Raw genomic sequence first — 17,914 nt, forward strand, 5'->3', positions numbered from 1 at the left:
TTGCTAATTTAGCGGCACATCCTTATAATAGCGGCCATTGTTTAGTAGGTTATAAAATTTACTAACAGCGATATTAAGTTATTAACTTTTTATCTATTGGCGCGGGATGGAGCAGTCTGGTAGCTCGTCGGGCTCATAACCCGAAGGTCGTTGGTTCAAATCCGGCTCCCGCAACCAATCTTAATAGTAGGTTTAAACTTACTACTTTATATCGCGCATTCTAAGTAATGCGCGTTTTGCGTTTAAGCTAATGAAGTTTAATTTGGTCAGGGTACTGACTCGCAACCAAGCTTGGCCCTAGGCCACACAGTTTTGCGTTTTTTGGTGTGACGCCCCGCTTGGTTCGGGGCGTTGTTGTATCTGCACCGTTTGATTTAATGTTTATCGATTAAATCAAAATTTAAACTCAGTATTTTAGGGCTATAAGCCCTTTTTTTGTTTGTATGGAGGATTTTCGTGACAAAACTTGAACAAGATTTAGTAACCATGTTAACGCCTGCGGTAGAAATGCTAGGCTTTGAATTACATGGTCTTGAGTTTGTACAAGCGGGTCGCCATTCTACCTTAAGAGTATACATTGCTCACGAGGATGGAATTTCAGTTGACAACTGTGCAGATGCCAGTCGTCAAATTAGTGCGATTTTAGACGTCGAAGACCCGATTACAAACGAATATGATTTGGAAGTGTCGTCTCCTGGTGTTGATCGTCCATTATTCAAACAAGATCACTACGAGCAGGCGCAAGGAGAGGAAGTACGCGTGCGTACTAAGCTTCCACAAGACGGTCGCCGTAATTTTAAAGGCGACTTAATAGCAGTTAGCAGCGATATGATCACATTATCTAGCGATGGTGCAGAGCATTTAATCATGCTTAGTAACATTGAACGTGCGAACATAATCGCAAAGTTTTAATTCGAGTGCGAAGGAATAGGGCAAGCGAGGCATTACCCATGGCAAAAGAGATATTATTGGTTGCTGAAGCCGTTTCCAATGAGAAAGCGGTTCCAAAAGAAAAGATTTTTGAAGCTCTAGAGTTCGCATTAGCGACAGCGACAAAGAAAAAGCATGATGGTGAAATTGATGTACGTGTTGCAATTGACCGTAAAACTGGCGATTACGATACATTCCGTCGCTGGCAAATAGCTGAAGTATTAGAAGATGGTTCTTTAGAGAATCCATACAGCGAAATCACGTTAGAAGCTGCTCAAGTTGAAGAACCAGACTTGAAAATGGGCGACTACGTAGAAGAGCAGATTGAATCAATTAAATTTGACCGCATAACAACACAAATGGCTAAGCAAGTAATCGTACAAAAAGTACGTGAAGCAGAGCGTGCCTTAGTGGTTGAAGCGTACAAAGATCAGCAAGGCGAGCTAGTAACGGGTGTTGTTAAAAAAGCAACGCGTGATGCAATCGTACTTGATTTAGGTAATAACGCAGAAGCGGTTATTTACCGTGACGACATGCTGCCACGTGAAAACTTCCGCCCAGGCGATCGTATTCGTGGTCTTCTATATGAAGTTAAACCAGAAGCACGTGGTGCACAGTTATTTGTAACCCGTTCTAAACCAGAAATGCTGATGGAATTATTCCGCATTGAGGTGCCAGAAATTGGCGAAGAGATGATTGAATTACGTGCCGCAGCTCGTGATCCAGGTTCACGCGCTAAAATCGCAGTTAAGTCTAATGATAAGCGTATAGACCCTGTAGGTGCGTGTGTTGGTATGCGTGGCGCACGTGTTCAAGCGGTATCGTCAGAACTTGGCGGTGAGCGTGTTGATATCGTACTTTACGATGACAACCCAGCACAGTTTGTTATTAACGCAATGGCACCAGCAGAAGTGGCTTCAATCGTAATGGATGAAGACACTCACTCAATGGATATTGCTGTTGAAGCTGATAACTTAGCACAAGCTATTGGTCGTAATGGTCAAAACGTACGTTTAGCAAGCCAGTTAACTGGCTGGGAATTAAACGTAATGACCGTTGATGAAATGCGCGCTAAGAACGAAGCTGAGTCAGATAAGTTAATTAACTTATTTACTGAAAACTTAGATATTGATGACGAGTTTGCGTCATTACTTATCAACGAAGGTTTCTCAACACTTGAAGAAGTTGCGTATGTACCTGCTTCTGAGTTTTTAGAAATCGACGGCTTAGATGAAGAAACAGTGGACGTATTACGTTCACGTGCAAAAGATGCATTAACAACGAAAGCCCTTAAAACGGAAGAAAGCTTAGAAGGCGCTGAGCCTGCTGAAGACTTACTTGCGCTTGAAGGCTTAGAGCGTCATTTAGCATTTGTTATGGCAAGTAAGGGTGTAGTAACACTTGAAGACTTAGCTGAGCAAGGCATTGATGAGCTTGTAGATATTACAGAGCTATCTGCAGAGAAAGCGGGCGAGCTAATTATGGCTGCACGTAATATTTGTTGGTTTGCAGACGAGTAATTTATTAACGGAGGTATTAGAGACTATGGCAGAAGTAAATGTTGAAAAACTAGCCGGTGATATAGGTACAACTGTTGATAAATTGCTACAGCAGTTTTCACAAGCCGGTATTACTAAACAAGCAGGCGATAATGTAACAGAAGCTGAAAAAGCAACGTTACTTGATCACCTAAGCAAGCAACATGGCGGTACTGGATCTGAAGGTCCAGCGCGTATGACATTGCAACGTAAGAGCAAAAGCACATTAAGTGTGACTGGCTCTACGGGTAAAGCAAAGGCTGTGCAAGTTGAAGTTCGCAAAACCCGCACTTACGTGAAAAAAAGTGCTGTTGAGCAAGAGCAAGAACAGCAACGTCTAGCCGCTGAAGAAAAAGCGCGTCTTGAAGAGCAGCAAAAAGCTGAACAAGAAGCCGCAGAATTGAAAGCGAAACAAGAGGCAGAACGTAAAGCGAAAGAAGACGCTGATCGTAAAGCCAAAGAAGAAGCTAAACGCAAAGCAGATGCTGAGCGTAAAGCGAAACAACAGCAGATGACCCCTGAGCAAAGTGCTAAGTCTGAGAAAGATCGCATCGAAGCTGAGCGTCTGCAAAAAGAAGCAGAAGAGGCCGCATTGAAGAAAGCTGAAGAAGAAGCGAAACGTCAAGCAGAAGAGGCAAGAAAGCTAGCTGAAGAGAATTCAGCACGCTGGAAGAAAGAAGAAGAAGAACGTAAGAAACGCGAAGAAACCGCGGATCACCACCTTACGACTTCAACTTACGCACGTGAAGCAGAAGATGTAGCAGATGCTCGCGAAGAGCAAGGCTCACGCCGTGCGAAGAAAAAGAAAAAAGCGCCAGCAAAAGATAAATTTGTAGCGTCTAAAGGTAAAAAAGGTAAGCTAAAAGCGCCAGCGTCATTACAGCACGGTTTCCAAAAACCAACGGCTGATGTTAAAAACGAAGTGCGTATTAGTGAAACAATTACAGTTGCTGAGCTTGCGTCACGCATGGCTGTTAAAGGCGCTGAAGTTGTAAAAACAATGATGAAAATGGGTGACATGGTTACGATTAACCAAGTTATTGACCAAGAAACTGCGCAACTTGTTGCAGAAGAAATGGGCCATAAGGTTATCATCGTTAAAGAAAACGAATTAGAGCAAACAGTACTTAACGACCGCCATGAAGATGGTAAGTCTGAGCCTCGTGCTCCAGTAGTAACTGTTATGGGTCACGTTGACCACGGTAAAACGTCAACGCTTGATTACATTCGTTCAGCTAAAGTTGCTTCAGGCGAAGCCGGTGGTATTACGCAGCACATTGGTGCATACCACGTTGAAACTAACGGCAACATGATCACTTTCCTAGATACTCCGGGTCACGCCGCATTTACATCTATGCGTGCTCGTGGTGCAAAAGCGACTGATATCGTAATCCTAGTAGTTGCAGCCGATGATGGTGTAATGCCACAAACTAAAGAAGCGGTACAGCATGCTCGTGCAGCTGGCGTTCCTTTAATCATTGCTGTTAACAAAATGGATAAAGAAGGCGCAGATCCAGACCGTGTTAAAAACGAGCTAGCTCAGCTAGACGTTATCCCAGAAGATTGGGGCGGTGATACGCAATACGTTCACATCTCAGCTAAAACAGGTCTTGGTATTGATGACCTTTTAGAAGCAGTATTAATGCAATCTGAGCTGTTAGAACTAAATGCACCTAGCGAAGGTATGGCTGCAGGTGTTGTTATTGAATCACGTCTTGATAAAGGCCGTGGTCCAGTAGCGTCTATCCTTGTTCAATCAGGTACGCTTAACCAAGGTGACATTGTATTATGTGGTCTTGAGTATGGCCGTGTTCGTGCAATGCGCGATGAAAACGGTAAAGACATTAAATCTGCGGGTCCTTCTATTCCTGTTGAGATTTTAGGTCTTTCTGGTATTCCAGCTGCAGGTGATGAAGCGACAGTTGTTAAAGACGAGCGTAAAGCACGTGAAGTTGCACTTTACCGTCAAGGTAAATTCCGCGATGTTAAATTAGCGCGTCAGCAAAAAGCGAAGCTTGAAAACATGTTTACTAACATGACTGAAGGCGACGTGTCTGAAGTTAACGTGGTACTTAAAGCAGACGTTCAAGGTTCAATTGAAGCAATTTCAGACTCACTAACTAAACTTTCTACTGATGAAGTAAAAGTGAAGATTGTTGGTTCTGGTGTTGGTGGTATCACTGAAACAGATGCAACTCTTGCTGCAGCGTCTAACGCAATCGTAGTTGGCTTTAACGTTCGTGCCGATGCATCAGCGCGTAAAGTGATTGACTCTGAAAACTTAGACCTTCGTTACTACAGCGTAATTTACGCACTTATCGAAGAAGTTAAGCAAGCCATGTCTGGTATGCTTGCTCCTGAGTTTAAACAAGAGATCATTGGTCTTGCTGAAGTACGTGATGTATTTAAGTCTCCAAAAATTGGCGCAATTGCTGGTTGTATGGTTACTGAAGGTACTATCAAACGTAGCGCACCAATTCGTGTACTTCGTGATAACGTGGTTATTTACGAAGGCGAACTTGAGTCATTACGTCGCTTTAAAGATGACGTACAAGACGTTCGTAACGGCATGGAATGTGGTATCGGCGTTAAGAACTACAATGACGTTCGCGTTGGTGACCAAATCGAAGTATTTGAAACAGTTGAAGTACAACGTAGTCTTTAATTGTTGTTAGGTGTTGTTGGACATTCAAGGTCGTACCTCGATAGCCCAACATAACCTATGCTAAGATTTTAAATGGGGGCTCAGCCCCCATTTGTGTATCCATTATTTAGTTAACTTATTATTGTTTTTCAATAAGTTATAATTTTAGGAAAGTGAAATGAGAGAATTTTCTCGCACTGATCGTGTTGCTCAGCAAATTCAAAAAGAAATTGCTGTGATTCTACAACGCGAAATTAAAGATCCGCGCTTAGGCATGGTGACAGTGTCTGCGGTAGAAGTATCGCGCGATTTATCTTATGCCAAAGTTTTTATCACGGTGTTTAACACTGAAGACGAAAATGCAGCAAAACAGAGTGCAAAAGTACTGAACGAAGCAACAGGCTATATCCGTTCGTTACTAGGTAAACGTATTCGCGCACGTATTATGCCAGAGCTTAAATTTGTGGTTGATAACTCATTAATGGAAGGGATGCGCATCTCTAACTTAGTGGACTCTATCATTCGTGAAGATAATGCTAAGCATGTTGATGATGAAACAGATAGCGAAGAAGGCACTAAAGACTAATGGCAAGACGCAGTAAAGGCCGTCCAGTTGATGGTATTTTGTTGTTAAACAAACCAGAAGGCATTTCATCAAACAAGGCATTACAGCAGGCTAAAGGTATTTATTTTGCGCAAAAAGCGGGGCACACAGGTGCGCTTGATCCGCTTGCGACCGGCATGCTGCCAATTTGTTTTGGTGAAGCGACTAAGTTTACCCAGTTTTTACTCGATACAGATAAAACCTATGTTGTTCGAGCTAAGCTAGGTGAACGTACTACCACATCAGACTCTGATGGCGAAGTGGTCGAAACTCGCGATGTGAATGTTACTTCCCAATTGCTAAGCGAAGAGATTGCTAAGTTTTTAGGTGAGTCAGACCAATATCCATCAATGTATTCAGCGCTTAAATATGAAGGTAAACCTTTATATAAATATGCGCGTGAAGGCATAGAAGTTCCTCGCAAATGTCGAAAAATTAACGTATTTAGCTTAACGCTTGATGAGTTTGATGAGCAAGCTAACGAAATACAAATGACCGCACATGTATCTAAAGGTACGTATATTCGTACTATCGTTGATGATTTAGGTGAAAACTTAGGCTGCGGCGCGCATGTGATTATGCTGCATCGTAGTGCTGTAGGGCATTACCCTGCAGATAAAATGGTCACACTTGAGCAGTTAGAAACGTTATTAAATCAAGCGAAAGAACAAGACGTTGCGCCTTCCACTTACCTTGACGAACTATTATTGCCAATGGATACCGCGTTAGTTGATTTACCCGTTGTGGAAATTACTAAAGAGCAGGGAATGGCATTTAGCCATGGTCAAGCTGTGGTGTTGGGTAAAGCCCTGCCTGAAGGTGCAATAAAGGTACTGGCTGACGGAATATTTATTGGTACGGGCGAACGTAATCCTGATGGCCATTTAAAATCAAAGCGCGGCTTGTCTAATCAACAACCAGAGTAAAGTTTAACTTGTAGTTATGCTGATAATTGGTAGAATACGCCCGCTTAATCGTTTTGGCTGAATTAGTGATCGGCTAAAGCACCTATTAAATTTAACTTTTGGAGTTATTATGTCACTAAGCAATCAAGAAAAAATCGATATCATTGCTAAATTCGCACGCGCTGAAGGCGACACTGGTTCACCTGAAGTACAAGTAGCATTACTTACTTTTGATATCAACAAGCTTCAAGGTCACTTTGCTGATCACAAGCATGACTTCCACTCACGTCGTGGTCTGCTTCGTAAAGTAAGCACTCGCCGTAAACTGCTTGATTACCTTAAAGGTAAAGATATCTCGCGTTACACTGCGTTAATCAAAGAGCTTGGCCTACGTCGCTAAGAACTTGATTATCAAAAGGGGAGCTTTTTAGCTCCTTTTTTTGTGTCTAAATTTCCCCATACCCACATCGATTAATCCCCTTGAAATATCAGCTAAAAGCCACATTGTAAGTAACAGCAAAGTACATAATTTAGCAATGCGTTTATCTCTGGACTAAGCTCGCAATTTTACCTGACTTTGTTATATACTATGGCGCGTAGATAAAAAGGTTTATTTACGGTTATTTACATCATTGCCAATTGTAGTACTTAATTGATTTCCAACTGAATACAATTATGTACTGTAATTGGTACTTTGATGAAAACTTAATTAATACTAAAAATACATTTAAGGAATATTTTAAGTGCAAGCAATTATAAAAGAATTTCAACTAGGTCAACACACAGTGACGCTAGAAACAGGTGCTATCGCTCGTCAAGCTGACGGCGCAGTACTAGCAAGCATTGGCGACACGTCAGTACTAGTAACGGTTGTTGGTAAGCGTGAAGCTCAACCAGGTCAAGACTTCTTCCCACTAACAGTTAACTACCAAGAGCGTATGTACGCTGCTGGTCGTATCCCAGGTGGTTTCCTTAAGCGTGAAGGTCGTCCTAACGATGGCGAAACACTTATTGCACGTCTTATTGACCGTCCAATTCGTCCACTTTTCCCAAATGGTTTCGTAAACGAAGTACAAGTTATCGCGACTGTTGTTTCTGTAAACCCTGAAATCCAACCTGATATGGTTGCGATGATTGGTACATCAGCAGCACTTGCTATCTCTGGTATCCCGTTCAGCGGTCCAATTGGTGCATCACGTGTTGGTTACATTAACGGTGAATACGTACTTAACCCGACACTAAAAGAGCTTGAAGAGAGCCAACTTGACTTAGTTGTTGCTGGTACTGATAACGCAGTACTTATGGTTGAATCAGAAGCAGACGTACTTGCTGAAGACGTAATGCTAGGCGCGGTTGTATACGGCCATGAGCAATCACAGTCTATCATCAATGCAATTAACGAATTTAAAGCAGAAGCAGGCAAGCCTACTTGGGATTGGACTGCACCTGAGAAAAACGTTGCATTAGAAGAGAAAGTAGCAACTCTTGCTGCTGATAAAGTAGGCGAAGCTTACCGTATTACTGATAAAGTAGCGCGTAAAGAAGCATTAACTGCTGCAAAAGATGCGGTTGTTGAAGCACTAACAAGCGAACTTGCTGAAGGCGAAACGCTTGATAAGCAAGAAGTAGGTAAAGTATTCGGTTCACTTGAGAAGAAAATCGTTCGTGGCCGTATCGCTGCTGGCGAAAAACGTATCGATGGTCGTGAACCAGATATGATCCGTGCTCTAGATGTAATGACGGGCGTACTTCCACGTACTCACGGCTCTGCAATCTTCACACGTGGTGAAACGCAAGCATTAGTAACAGCAACACTTGGTACAGAACGTGATTCACAGTTAATCGACGATTTAACTGGCACGCACAAAAACCACTTTATGCTTAACTATAACTTCCCTCCGTTCTGTGTAGGTGAAACTGGTTTTGTTGGTTCTCCTAAGCGTCGTGAAATCGGCCACGGTAACCTAGCTAAGCGTGGTATCCAAGCTGTAATGCCAACATTGACTGACTTCCCATATTCAATCCGTGTTGTATCTGAAATTACTGAATCAAATGGTTCATCTTCAATGGCATCGGTTTGTGGTACGTCTTTAGCGCTTATGAACGCAGGTGTTCCAATTAAAGCCTCAGTTGCGGGTATCGCAATGGGCTTAGTTAAAGAAGAAGAAAACTTTGTTGTTCTTTCAGATATCTTAGGTGATGAAGATCACTTAGGTGACATGGACTTTAAAGTAGCGGGTACAACTAACGGTATCACTGCACTGCAAATGGATATCAAAATTGAAGGTATTACTCAAGAAATCATGCAAATCGCGCTTAAACAAGCGAAAGCTGCACGTTTACACATTCTAAATGTAATGGACGAAGCGATTTCTGCACCTTCTGAAGAGTTATCTATGTTTGCTCCGCGTATTTACACGATGCAAATCCCACAGAAGAAAATCGCAGAAGTTATCGGTAAAGGTGGCGCAACTATCCGTCAGCTTACTGAAGAAACGGGTACTACGATTGAAATCGGTGATGATGGCACAATCAAGATTGCTGCTACAGACGGTGAAAGTGCAGCAAATGCAATTAGCCGTATTGAGCAATTAACTGCTGAGCTTGAAGTAGGTACTATCTACGAAGGTAAAGTGGTACGTATCGTTGATTTCGGTGCGTTTGTAAACATTCTTCCTGGTAAAGATGGCCTAGTGCATATCTCACAAATCAGCACTGAGCGTGTTAACAACGTTGCTGATCACCTTAGCGAAGGTCAAGAAGTTAAAGTTAAAGTACTAGAAGTAGACCGTCAAGGCCGTGTACGTCTAAGTATTAAAGAAGCAATGGAATCAGCAGCACCTGCAGCTGACGAGTCTAAAGACGCGTAATTGCTAAACTTTCATCCAGATAATTACTGGATAGTATAAAAAGGGGCTGTTTAGCCCCTTTTTTTATGCTTTAATGTTAGCAATTAATTGTGTTCATCATACTTATATCAACCTGCTTGGATATGGGACTTATTTTAACGATAAGAAAATTGCTCTATAACTAGGCAAAATTTTTGATATCTAGTTGTTCTAAATAAAAAATTTTAACAACGTTATAGGGGTATTTAATTCGTTAAATTGTTCAAATATTTATGCCGGTTGGTATTAATAACACATAACAGGAATGAACCTTACAAGACAGCTTATGTCTTATCTATTTGCTACTTACCTCGGTATTAAGGATTTTAATGAGACTTAAACATTTAGCCTTGGCATCTTTTGCTATTTTGTCTTTAAGCGCTTGTCAGGCTACTACTAAACCCGCTGCTATTATTAATGTGCCATTTACTGCACCGCTTGCATCAGATTTTAGAAATGAAATTGCCATTGCACGTTTTTCAGAACTATTAAACAGAGCAGACTTGAGTACAGAGCAACAAGCAAAGCTCTATTATGACCGTGGAGTACTGTTTGATAGCTTAGGTATGACGACTTTATCGCGAATTGATTTTAACCGAGCAGTTAAACTTAAGCCCGATTTGGCTGAAGTGTATAACTTTTTGGGAATTCAACATACCTTGATGCAGCAATACGAAAAAGCGTACGAGTATTTTGATTCAGCCATAGAGTTAGACCAAGAACATGAATATGCGTATTTAAATCGTGGTATTGCCTTGTACTATGGCGATAGAGCGACGCTTGCAAAGGATGACTTTAAAACGTTCTTGGAGCGCTCTCCTAACGATCCTTACCGTGTATTGTGGCTTTATTTAGCTCAAGCGGCACAAGATAAAACTGCGGCACTTGCTGCGTTAAAAGCCAATGCAGCGGCTCTTGATGAGAATGAATGGGCGTACCAACTTATTGCTTTATATGTGGGTGATATGAGCGAACAAGCCTTTTTTTCAGGCATAGCCGATGGTGTAAGTTCACAACAAGAATACGCTCAGCGTTTATGTGAAGCTTATTTTTACTTAGCTAAACAGCACCAAGCCGCAGGTGAGCTCTCAATTGCCACAGATTACTTTAAATTGGCGCTAGCAACGAACGTACATGAATTTATAGAATATAAGTATGCGCGTTTAGAGCTTGAGTTGATGGCCAGTGAAAGCGCTGGCTAATTATTTAAAACTAAGTGCTTTATTACTGTGCGCTAGCGTTATTAGTGGCTCGAGTAATAAACAAAATAGCATTGGCTTTTGGCAAGTATTACATGCCAAGGCCAATGTGATTGACAGTTATTGGCAATTCCCTCGTTACTTTGCAAACCACATATTACAATTACCCACCACAGCCTTAGCAACCTTAGCTCGCAATAAAATAGCGGATGCTCAATATGGCTATGGGTTGTCATTATTAAGCAATAATCAAACTGAAACGGCTAAACTATTTTGGCAAGCAAGTTTGGATAAAATTACACGAGCACAGCAAAAAAAACTCGCCGACTCGTTATTTTCGCAACAGCGTTGGCAGGATTTAGCGCTACTAAAAAATCAAAATAAGCTTCCTAAAGGCGATATCTTTTATCATCTGCAATTACAGCAACAAGCACCCATAGAAACATTGAGTGCATCATTCATGGATAAGTTAGGGTTTTTACTTGCAAACGAGCAAGTTGAGATACAAAAGCAGTGTACATTTAATGTATTAATGTTGAGCGATCACCGTGATGGTTTATACAGGCTCAATCAATTTCGTAACGCGTACTTTCAAAACCCAGAGCCGAGTCTCAATACCTTTTGTTTTTCAAAACCAGTTTATGTGGGTAATGCAATTAGTTGCAATAGTACTGAATCCAAACGTGCGAAGTGCAATTGGCAACAATCATCGCTTAAAAAGCGCCTTCCCACTGGGTTCGATTTTGCCGTTATGATGCCCAAACAAGGTACTGCCAGTGTAAAAAATGGTTTAATGCATATTAATTCACAGGCTAGCTACGCGGTTTTTTTGCATGAATTAATGCACTTTAATGGCTTTGAAGATGAGTACGCTTTACCAGCAAAAAAGCAAGCGTGGTTATGTCAGCTTGATGGGTTTGTTGCTCCTAACTTATTTATTGCAAAAAAATCAGATGCTCCCAAAGGGTGGCACAAAAGCCAAAGTTGCCAACAAGGTGGCACTGCTTATAAGCCCAGTGCACAGTGGTCAATTATGCAATATCAACAGTTAGGGCTATCAGCGCAATACCGTATTTTGTGGCAGACCCATATAGCACTCAATGCTGATCTATTTGCACGATTTTAGTGGTTATAGACTCTGCCGTAAACTGTTTAAAAGCTAAGCTTGTTTTACTTCAGTTCATGAATTTATAGGCATTTTTGTTTGATTATTATCCTGCTAGCGGCGCTTTCTATAGACAAAAACTGCGTTTATCAGTATAACTGTACGTATTAATGTTGTTAAAAAACAGACATAAAACGTATACCCAAGTCACTTTGGTATTTAATAATAACAAGTAGCGAATTGATAAACTTTATGATTCAAAAAGGCCCTTCATTATGACTTTGCTCTGGATACCCCTGTTATCCTTATTAGGCAGTGTTATTTCTGCATGCACCGGCAAACTTTCTCGAAATCAGGCAACGAGCCTAACGGCTATTGCGCCTTTAGCCGCGCTTGCAATTACACTTTATCATGCGCCTGCGGTTCTCGCGGGAGAAACCATTCGTTTTAGCGCACAATGGATACCTGCTTTAGGGCTGGATATTTCCTTACGCTTAGATGGCTTGAGTTTACTGTTTTTATTTATGATTTTAGGAATAGGGCTGCTGGTTATTTTGTATGCCCGTTATTACCTAAGTCAAAATGATTCGCTGCCAAAGCTATTTAGCTACTTAATGTTATTTATGACCGCCATGCTGGGCATTGTTATGTCAAACAATGTGATTCAGTTATGGGTATTTTGGGAGCTAACCAGTATTAGCTCGTTCTTGTTGATCAGTTACTGGTGGCACAAATCAGAGGCGCGCAAGGGGGCGCGCATGGCATTAGCAGTAACCGGCGCAGGTGGTTTAGCCTTGCTGGGTGGTTTAATGTTGTTAGGCGATATTGTTGGAAGTTACGACTTAGATACCATTTTAGCTAGCAAAGCGATTATTCAATCTCACGACTTATATGAATTAGCACTGGTATTAGTTTTACTGGGTGCTTTTACTAAATCTGCACAATTTCCGTTTCATTTTTGGTTACCGCATGCCATGGCTGCACCTACGCCGGTTAGTGCGTATTTACACTCTGCCACTATGGTAAAAGCAGGTATCTTTTTACTTGCGCGTTTTTACCCCGCATTGGCGGGTACCGATACCTGGTTTTTATTAGTCGGTTTGACCGGTTTAACCACATTATTATTTGGCGCTTATATCGCGTTATTCAAACATGATTTAAAAGGCTTGTTAGCCTATTCAACGATTAGTCATTTGGGTTTAATTACATTATTACTAGGCCTAGATACACAGCTTGCGACCGTTGCCGCTATTTTTCATATTATTAACCACGCGACGTTTAAAGCGTCGTTATTTATGGCAACCGGCATTATTGACCATGAAACCGGTACTCGTGATATGCGTAAACTCAATGGCATGTGGCGCTACTTACCTTATACGGCCACCTTGGCGATGGTGGCTGCTGCCGCTATGGCAGGTGTACCGTTGTTAAATGGTTTCTTATCAAAAGAGATGTTCTTTGCTGAGACACTGCATCAGCAGGTACTTGGCTCAATGTCGTGGCTAATCCCGGTGCTGGCAACTGTAGCGGGTGCGTTGTCGGTGGCGTACTCATCACGCTTTATTCATGACGTGTTCTTTAATGGTGAGCCCATTGATTTACCACGTACCCCTCATGAAGCACCGCGTTATATGCGTGTGCCTATAGAAATCTTAGTGGTACTGTGTATTTTAGTGGGTATTTTTCCACACTTTGCCGTTGATGGTATTTTATCGGCCGCTTCACTAGCCGTACTTGGTGAAGCAATGCCTGAGTATAAATTGACTATTTGGCATGGTTTCAACTTACCTCTACTTATGAGTGGTATGGCGGTAATTGGTGGTTTATTTATTTACGTTAATCGTAAGTACTTGTTCCAGTTCCAAGCGTCGTTACCTCCTTTTAACGCTAAAAAAATCTTCGAGCGTTTTTTAGCGGTAGTGGTCAATTGGTGTCAAAACAAAATCCAATCAACAGAAAATGGCTCATTACAACGTTATGTATTTATAATGTTAGGCGTTGTATTACTTGCCTCTGGTTGGCCATTATTTGAAATGAAGCAGCTAGCCGGTAGCGTGCCTAATACACCGGTTGATATTCAAAACGCAATTGGTGCAGGACTACTCATAATAGGTGCAATTGCTACCGTTATTTGGCATCGAATTCGAATGGTGTCGTTATTAATGCTGTCGATTGTGGGGTTAATGGTGTCGGTGGCGTTTACCCGTTTTTCAGCGCCTGACTTGGCCTTAACGCAACTTACTGTAGAAGTAGCCACTATTATACTATTAATGTTGGCACTGTTTTTCTTACCTCAAAGCACGCCAAGAGAGTCAAGCTCATTGCGTATTTTACGTGATGTGGTTATTTCCTCTACCGTGGGGATCATAATTGCTAGTATTTGTTACGCCTTACTGACTCGTCCGCTTGATTCAATTTCTGAGTTCTTTATTGCTAACGCCAAAACAGGCGGTGGTGGCACTAATGTAGTTAACGTTATTTTGGTTGATTTTAGGGGCTTTGATACTTTAGGTGAAATTACTGTACTAGGTATTGCCGCACTGGGCATATTTAAACTGTTATCAAGAATTCCACTTTATATGCCAGCGAGCGATAGTGAAGGGCGTCCATGGTCTAAAGATCGCCATCCTATTTTATTGGCTTGTATTTCTCAAAGCTTACTGCCATTAGCGCTATTAGTGTCTGCTTATATTTTCCTACGCGGTCATAACTTACCTGGAGGAGGCTTTATAGCAGGCCTCGTAACTTCTATTGCCTTTATTTTACAATATATGGCGCATGGTACTGCGTGGATAAATGAACGCTTTGATGTTAACTATCGAAAAATTATTGCATCAGGTATTGCTATTGCCATGTTTACAGGTGTGGGAAGTTGGTTCTTTGACAAGCCATTTTTAACTACCTGGTTTGATTACTTTGATATTCCGTTTGTTGGTAAAACAGAGCTTGCCAGCGCCATTGTATTTGACTTGGGCGTGTACTTAACTGTTGTTGGCGCTACGCTGATGATCCTTGCGAGCTTAGGTAATATGACCGCGAACGCAGAGAAAGAAGAGGTAAATATTTAATGGAACTGTTATACGCATCTTGCGTTGGCGTGTTAGTCACCTGTGGCGTGTTTTTATTGCTAAGAGCACGTACATTCCCAGTGGTACTGGGGCTGACAATGATTTCTTACGCGGTTAATTTGTTTTTATTCTCATCAGGGCGCTTAACAATTAATAAAGCCGTGGTACTAGGGACTGGCGCTGATTACGCTGACCCGCTACCACAAGCCTTAGTGTTAACAGCCATTGTAATTGGCTTTGCGATGACTGCGTTTGTGGTTATTTTATCTATTCGAGGCCGAGCAGATTTAGGCAACGACCATGTTGATGGCACCCTAACTAAAAATAAACGCAAGGAGAGAAAATGATTCAGCATTTAGCATCTTTGCCTATTTTACTGCCAATGCTAGCGGCAATTATTTTGTTGCTCCCACCGTGTGGCAAAAGCTTATTTGCACGCCGATTTATGTCTAGCTTAATGGCTATTTTAACCTTTGCAGTCACAGTATTACTGCTGGTTCAGGTTAAAGATAACGGTATTATTGTTTATGCAATAGGTAACTGGTCTGCACCATTTGGTATTGTACTGGTTGCAGATATGCTCTCGACCTTGTTAGTCACTTTAACCGCCTTTTTGGGGGTTGGCGTGGCTTTATATGGCTGTGCTGGTGATGATGAACAAGGTAGCTTTTTTCACCCTTTAATCCATTTTTTAATATTAGGGGTAAATGGTGCATTTTTAACAGGGGATTTATTTAACGTCTTCGTATTTTTTGAAGTGTTATTAATTGCCTCTTATGCGCTGTTAATGCACGGTGGCGGTAAACCCAAAACGCGCGCGGCTCTGCATTACGTTATTTTAAATTTAGTTGGTTCAAGCGTATTTTTAATTGGTTTAGGTATTTTATACGGTGTATTAGGCACCTTAAATATTGCTGATATGGCCAATAAAGTACCGCAACTAACTGGTGATGATGTTTATTTAGCGAAGGCAGGTGGTTTACTGCTATTGGTGGTGTTTGCACTTAAAAGTGCGTTATTACCATTGCATTTATGGTTACCAAACGCCTACTCAAGTGCCACACCTGTGGTTGCTGCATTATTTGCGATTATGACTAAAGTTGGTGTTTACGCAACCTTACGTGTATACACGGTTATTTTTGGTGAACAAGCTGGCGAACTTGAGCATATGGCGCAGTCTTGGTTATGGGCGCTGGCTATTGCCACCATAGTGATTGGCGCAATAGGGGTGTTAGCCGCACAAGATTTACGTAAGCTTACCGCTAATTTAGTACTGGTTTCTGTAGGGACGTTGGTGGCATTAGTCGCACTACAAAACATAAATGCCACCGCTGCATTGCTTTACTATTTAGTGCATTCAACGTTAGTGACTGCGGCGCTATTTTTACTTGCTGATTTAATTGCAACACAACGAGGTAAAGCTGGTGATCGATTAGTTGGAGGTCGTGCAGTAAAACAACCATTTTTATTAGGGGCGTGTTTTATTATTGCCGGTTTAACCGTTATTGGTATGCCACCTTTTTCGGGCTTTGTTGGCAAAATTTGGATTTTAAAAACGACCTTAAATAGCGAGCAAGCACTGGTATTTTGGCCTGTTTACTTAATTATGAGCTTAGCGCTAATTGTGGCTATATCACGTGCGGGCACTAGTTTGTTTTGGGAACGAAAAGACAAAACAGGTGATGCTAGCGATGTTGCCAATGCCCATCCGCTACAAGTGACCGTGTTAGTTGGTTTATTGGCAAGCTCAATACTACTGGTTATTTTTGGTGACGTGGCAACACAGTACGCCCTCGAGGCGGCAACACAGCTTCACGATATTAGTGGTGGTATTAATGCGGTACTTAAGGGAGGTATGTAATGCGCTTACAAGCTCGTTTTGGTTGGTTACCTACGCCGTTTCGTAGTTTATTTTTATTTATAGTATGGCTCTTGTTAAATAACAGTGTGTCGGTAGGGCATATTATATTAGGGGCGCTACTCGCGTTGCTAATACCGTTATTTAGTATGTCGTTTAGAGACCCGCAACCGCTGATATTAAAGCCGGGGCTAGCACTTAAGCAATTACTAATCGTACTTTACGATATTATAGTGGCTAATTTGCAAGTGGCATTATTAATACTGGGCCCTTCAAAAAATCTGCGTCCAGGCTTTGTTAAAGTGCCTATAGATTTAATGCATGAAATGCCAATTACTATTTTAGCAAGCTGCGTGTCTTTAACGCCGGGTACGGTAAGTGCCGAGGTTTACCCGCTGATTAAATCGCTTAATGAAGACGATGAACCGGTACAGCGTTATTTATTAATTCACGTGTTAGATTTAGATGATGAGCAAGCGCTTATTAAACAAATAAAAGCACGTTACGAAGCTCCCCTAAAGGAGATATTTCAATGTTAGATACAGTATTACTGATTGTTTTTTCAATGGTTGGGTTGTCGTTATTACTTAATCTATGGCGACTTATTATTGGCCCATCAGTACCGGATCGTATTTTAGCGCTCGATACTATGTACATTAACGTGATTGCACTGATTATTTTATATAGCATTAGCATGGGCACGGGGCTGTACTTTGAAGCAGCCTTACTTATTGCCATGCTTGGGTTTATAAGTACGGTAGCAGTATGTAAGTATTTACTTCGTGGCGACATAATTGAGTAAGGTATTAAAATGATAAGTGAATGGATCGTATCAATATTGCTGCTGTTAGGCGGGTTATTTATTTTAATTGGCTCAATTGGCTTAATCAAATTGCCTGATTTTTTCATGCGTTTACATGGGCCAACAAAAGCCACCACTTTAGGTATGGCGAGTATACTTACCGCTGCTATGGTATTTTTTGCTAATTCAGTCAGTGGCTTAAGTGTAAAAGAAATATTAATCACTATATTTCTATTAATCACAGCACCTATTAGTGGCTATATGCTGATTAAAACCGCTATTCATCATAAACTTAAAGCTAAAGAGGGAACGAAAGGGCTCGATAATATCGAAAAAGATTAGCTCTGGGAATAAACGATTAAAAGCCGAATAA

At 41.4% G+C, this 17,914-nt stretch carries 15 protein-coding genes and 1 tRNA gene; all 16 read left to right on the top strand.

Annotation, left to right across the window (positions count from 1 at the left end; all coding sequences use genetic code 11):
- Positions 1-100 precede the first annotated feature (100 nt).
- The 16 genes from QL989_RS07140 to QL989_RS07215 all read left to right on the top strand — a co-directional run bounded on the left by QL989_RS07140 (position 101) and on the right by QL989_RS07215 (position 17,883).
- Positions 101-177 (top strand) — tRNA-Met (locus tag QL989_RS07140).
- A gap of 279 nt (positions 178-456) precedes the next feature.
- A complete protein-coding gene (gene rimP / locus QL989_RS07145; protein WP_008114543.1) occupies positions 457-912 on the top strand; it encodes a ribosome maturation factor RimP in 456 nt (151 codons plus the stop codon).
- A gap of 38 nt (positions 913-950) precedes the next feature.
- Positions 951-2,450, top strand: coding sequence for a transcription termination factor NusA (gene nusA / locus QL989_RS07150; RefSeq protein ID WP_010391392.1), 1,500 nt, complete (start codon positions 951-953; stop codon positions 2,448-2,450).
- A gap of 25 nt (positions 2,451-2,475) precedes the next feature.
- Positions 2,476-5,133: a translation initiation factor IF-2 gene (infB, locus tag QL989_RS07155; RefSeq protein WP_290169342.1), complete on the top strand. Its 2,658-nt coding sequence runs from the start codon at positions 2,476-2,478 to the stop codon at positions 5,131-5,133.
- Positions 5,134-5,290: 157 nt separating this feature from the next.
- On the top strand, positions 5,291-5,698 hold the full coding sequence (gene rbfA, locus QL989_RS07160; protein WP_008467148.1) for a 30S ribosome-binding factor RbfA: 408 nt from the start codon (positions 5,291-5,293) through the stop codon (positions 5,696-5,698).
- Complete coding sequence (gene truB / locus QL989_RS07165) at positions 5,698-6,642, top strand: tRNA pseudouridine(55) synthase TruB (RefSeq protein ID WP_008114547.1); 945 nt, start codon at positions 5,698-5,700, stop codon at positions 6,640-6,642. The genes rbfA and truB overlap by 1 nt, the downstream gene beginning before the upstream one ends.
- A gap of 109 nt (positions 6,643-6,751) precedes the next feature.
- On the top strand, positions 6,752-7,021 hold the full coding sequence (rpsO, locus tag QL989_RS07170) for a 30S ribosomal protein S15 (protein WP_006793376.1): 270 nt from the start codon (positions 6,752-6,754) through the stop codon (positions 7,019-7,021).
- Positions 7,022-7,364: 343 nt separating this feature from the next.
- Positions 7,365-9,491 (top strand): polyribonucleotide nucleotidyltransferase, encoded by a 2,127-nt coding sequence (pnp, locus tag QL989_RS07175; RefSeq protein WP_054202157.1) that lies wholly within the window; start codon positions 7,365-7,367, stop codon positions 9,489-9,491.
- Positions 9,492-9,838: 347 nt separating this feature from the next.
- Positions 9,839-10,711: a lipoprotein NlpI gene (gene nlpI / locus QL989_RS07180; RefSeq protein WP_290169346.1), complete on the top strand. Its 873-nt coding sequence runs from the start codon at positions 9,839-9,841 to the stop codon at positions 10,709-10,711.
- Positions 10,695-11,834, top strand: a complete 1,140-nt coding sequence (locus QL989_RS07185; RefSeq protein WP_290169349.1) for a hypothetical protein — start codon at positions 10,695-10,697, stop codon at positions 11,832-11,834. Before nlpI ends, QL989_RS07185 begins: the two co-directional genes overlap by 17 nt.
- Positions 11,835-12,088: 254 nt before the next feature.
- Positions 12,089-14,881 (top strand): monovalent cation/H+ antiporter subunit A, encoded by a 2,793-nt coding sequence (locus QL989_RS07190; protein WP_290169351.1) that lies wholly within the window; start codon positions 12,089-12,091, stop codon positions 14,879-14,881.
- Entirely contained in the window at positions 14,881-15,228 is a 348-nt protein-coding gene (locus QL989_RS07195; protein WP_054202160.1) for a Na+/H+ antiporter subunit C, read from the top strand. Before QL989_RS07190 ends, QL989_RS07195 begins: the two co-directional genes overlap by 1 nt.
- Positions 15,225-16,742: a monovalent cation/H+ antiporter subunit D gene (locus tag QL989_RS07200; protein ID WP_178955594.1), complete on the top strand. Its 1,518-nt coding sequence runs from the start codon at positions 15,225-15,227 to the stop codon at positions 16,740-16,742. Before QL989_RS07195 ends, QL989_RS07200 begins: the two co-directional genes overlap by 4 nt.
- Complete coding sequence (locus tag QL989_RS07205; RefSeq protein WP_054202162.1) at positions 16,742-17,278, top strand: Na+/H+ antiporter subunit E; 537 nt, start codon at positions 16,742-16,744, stop codon at positions 17,276-17,278. Before QL989_RS07200 ends, QL989_RS07205 begins: the two co-directional genes overlap by 1 nt.
- Positions 17,272-17,541, top strand: coding sequence for a K+/H+ antiporter subunit F (locus QL989_RS07210; RefSeq protein ID WP_008114565.1), 270 nt, complete (start codon positions 17,272-17,274; stop codon positions 17,539-17,541). The genes QL989_RS07205 and QL989_RS07210 overlap by 7 nt, the downstream gene beginning before the upstream one ends.
- 9 nt (positions 17,542-17,550) lie before the next feature.
- A complete protein-coding gene (locus QL989_RS07215) occupies positions 17,551-17,883 on the top strand; it encodes a Na+/H+ antiporter subunit G (protein ID WP_008114566.1) in 333 nt (110 codons plus the stop codon).
- Positions 17,884-17,914: the final 31 nt, after the last annotated feature.

The sequence above is a fragment of the Pseudoalteromonas sp. APC 3224 genome (assembly GCF_030407535.1).
Taxonomy (GTDB): Bacteria; Pseudomonadota; Gammaproteobacteria; order Enterobacterales; family Alteromonadaceae; genus Pseudoalteromonas.

What these genes read in the sequence shown, in the direction of transcription:
- rbfA (WP_008467148.1), top strand. Translation starts at nt 5,291, where the DNA reads ATGAGAGAATTTTCTCGCACTGATCGTGTTGCTCAGCAAATTCAAAAA.
- nusA (WP_010391392.1), top strand. Translation starts at nt 951, where the DNA reads ATGGCAAAAGAGATATTATTGGTTGCTGAAGCCGTTTCCAATGAGAAA.
- truB (WP_008114547.1), top strand. Translation starts at nt 5,698, where the DNA reads ATGGCAAGACGCAGTAAAGGCCGTCCAGTTGATGGTATTTTGTTGTTA.
- QL989_RS07205 (WP_054202162.1), top strand. Translation starts at nt 16,742, where the DNA reads ATGCGCTTACAAGCTCGTTTTGGTTGGTTACCTACGCCGTTTCGTAGT.
- nlpI (WP_290169346.1), top strand. Translation starts at nt 9,839, where the DNA reads ATGAGACTTAAACATTTAGCCTTGGCATCTTTTGCTATTTTGTCTTTA.
- rpsO (WP_006793376.1), top strand. Translation starts at nt 6,752, where the DNA reads ATGTCACTAAGCAATCAAGAAAAAATCGATATCATTGCTAAATTCGCA.
- QL989_RS07210 (WP_008114565.1), top strand. Translation starts at nt 17,272, where the DNA reads ATGTTAGATACAGTATTACTGATTGTTTTTTCAATGGTTGGGTTGTCG.
- infB (WP_290169342.1), top strand. Translation starts at nt 2,476, where the DNA reads ATGGCAGAAGTAAATGTTGAAAAACTAGCCGGTGATATAGGTACAACT.
- QL989_RS07195 (WP_054202160.1), top strand. Translation starts at nt 14,881, where the DNA reads ATGGAACTGTTATACGCATCTTGCGTTGGCGTGTTAGTCACCTGTGGC.
- QL989_RS07190 (WP_290169351.1), top strand. Translation starts at nt 12,089, where the DNA reads ATGACTTTGCTCTGGATACCCCTGTTATCCTTATTAGGCAGTGTTATT.
- QL989_RS07200 (WP_178955594.1), top strand. Translation starts at nt 15,225, where the DNA reads ATGATTCAGCATTTAGCATCTTTGCCTATTTTACTGCCAATGCTAGCG.
- QL989_RS07215 (WP_008114566.1), top strand. Translation starts at nt 17,551, where the DNA reads ATGATAAGTGAATGGATCGTATCAATATTGCTGCTGTTAGGCGGGTTA.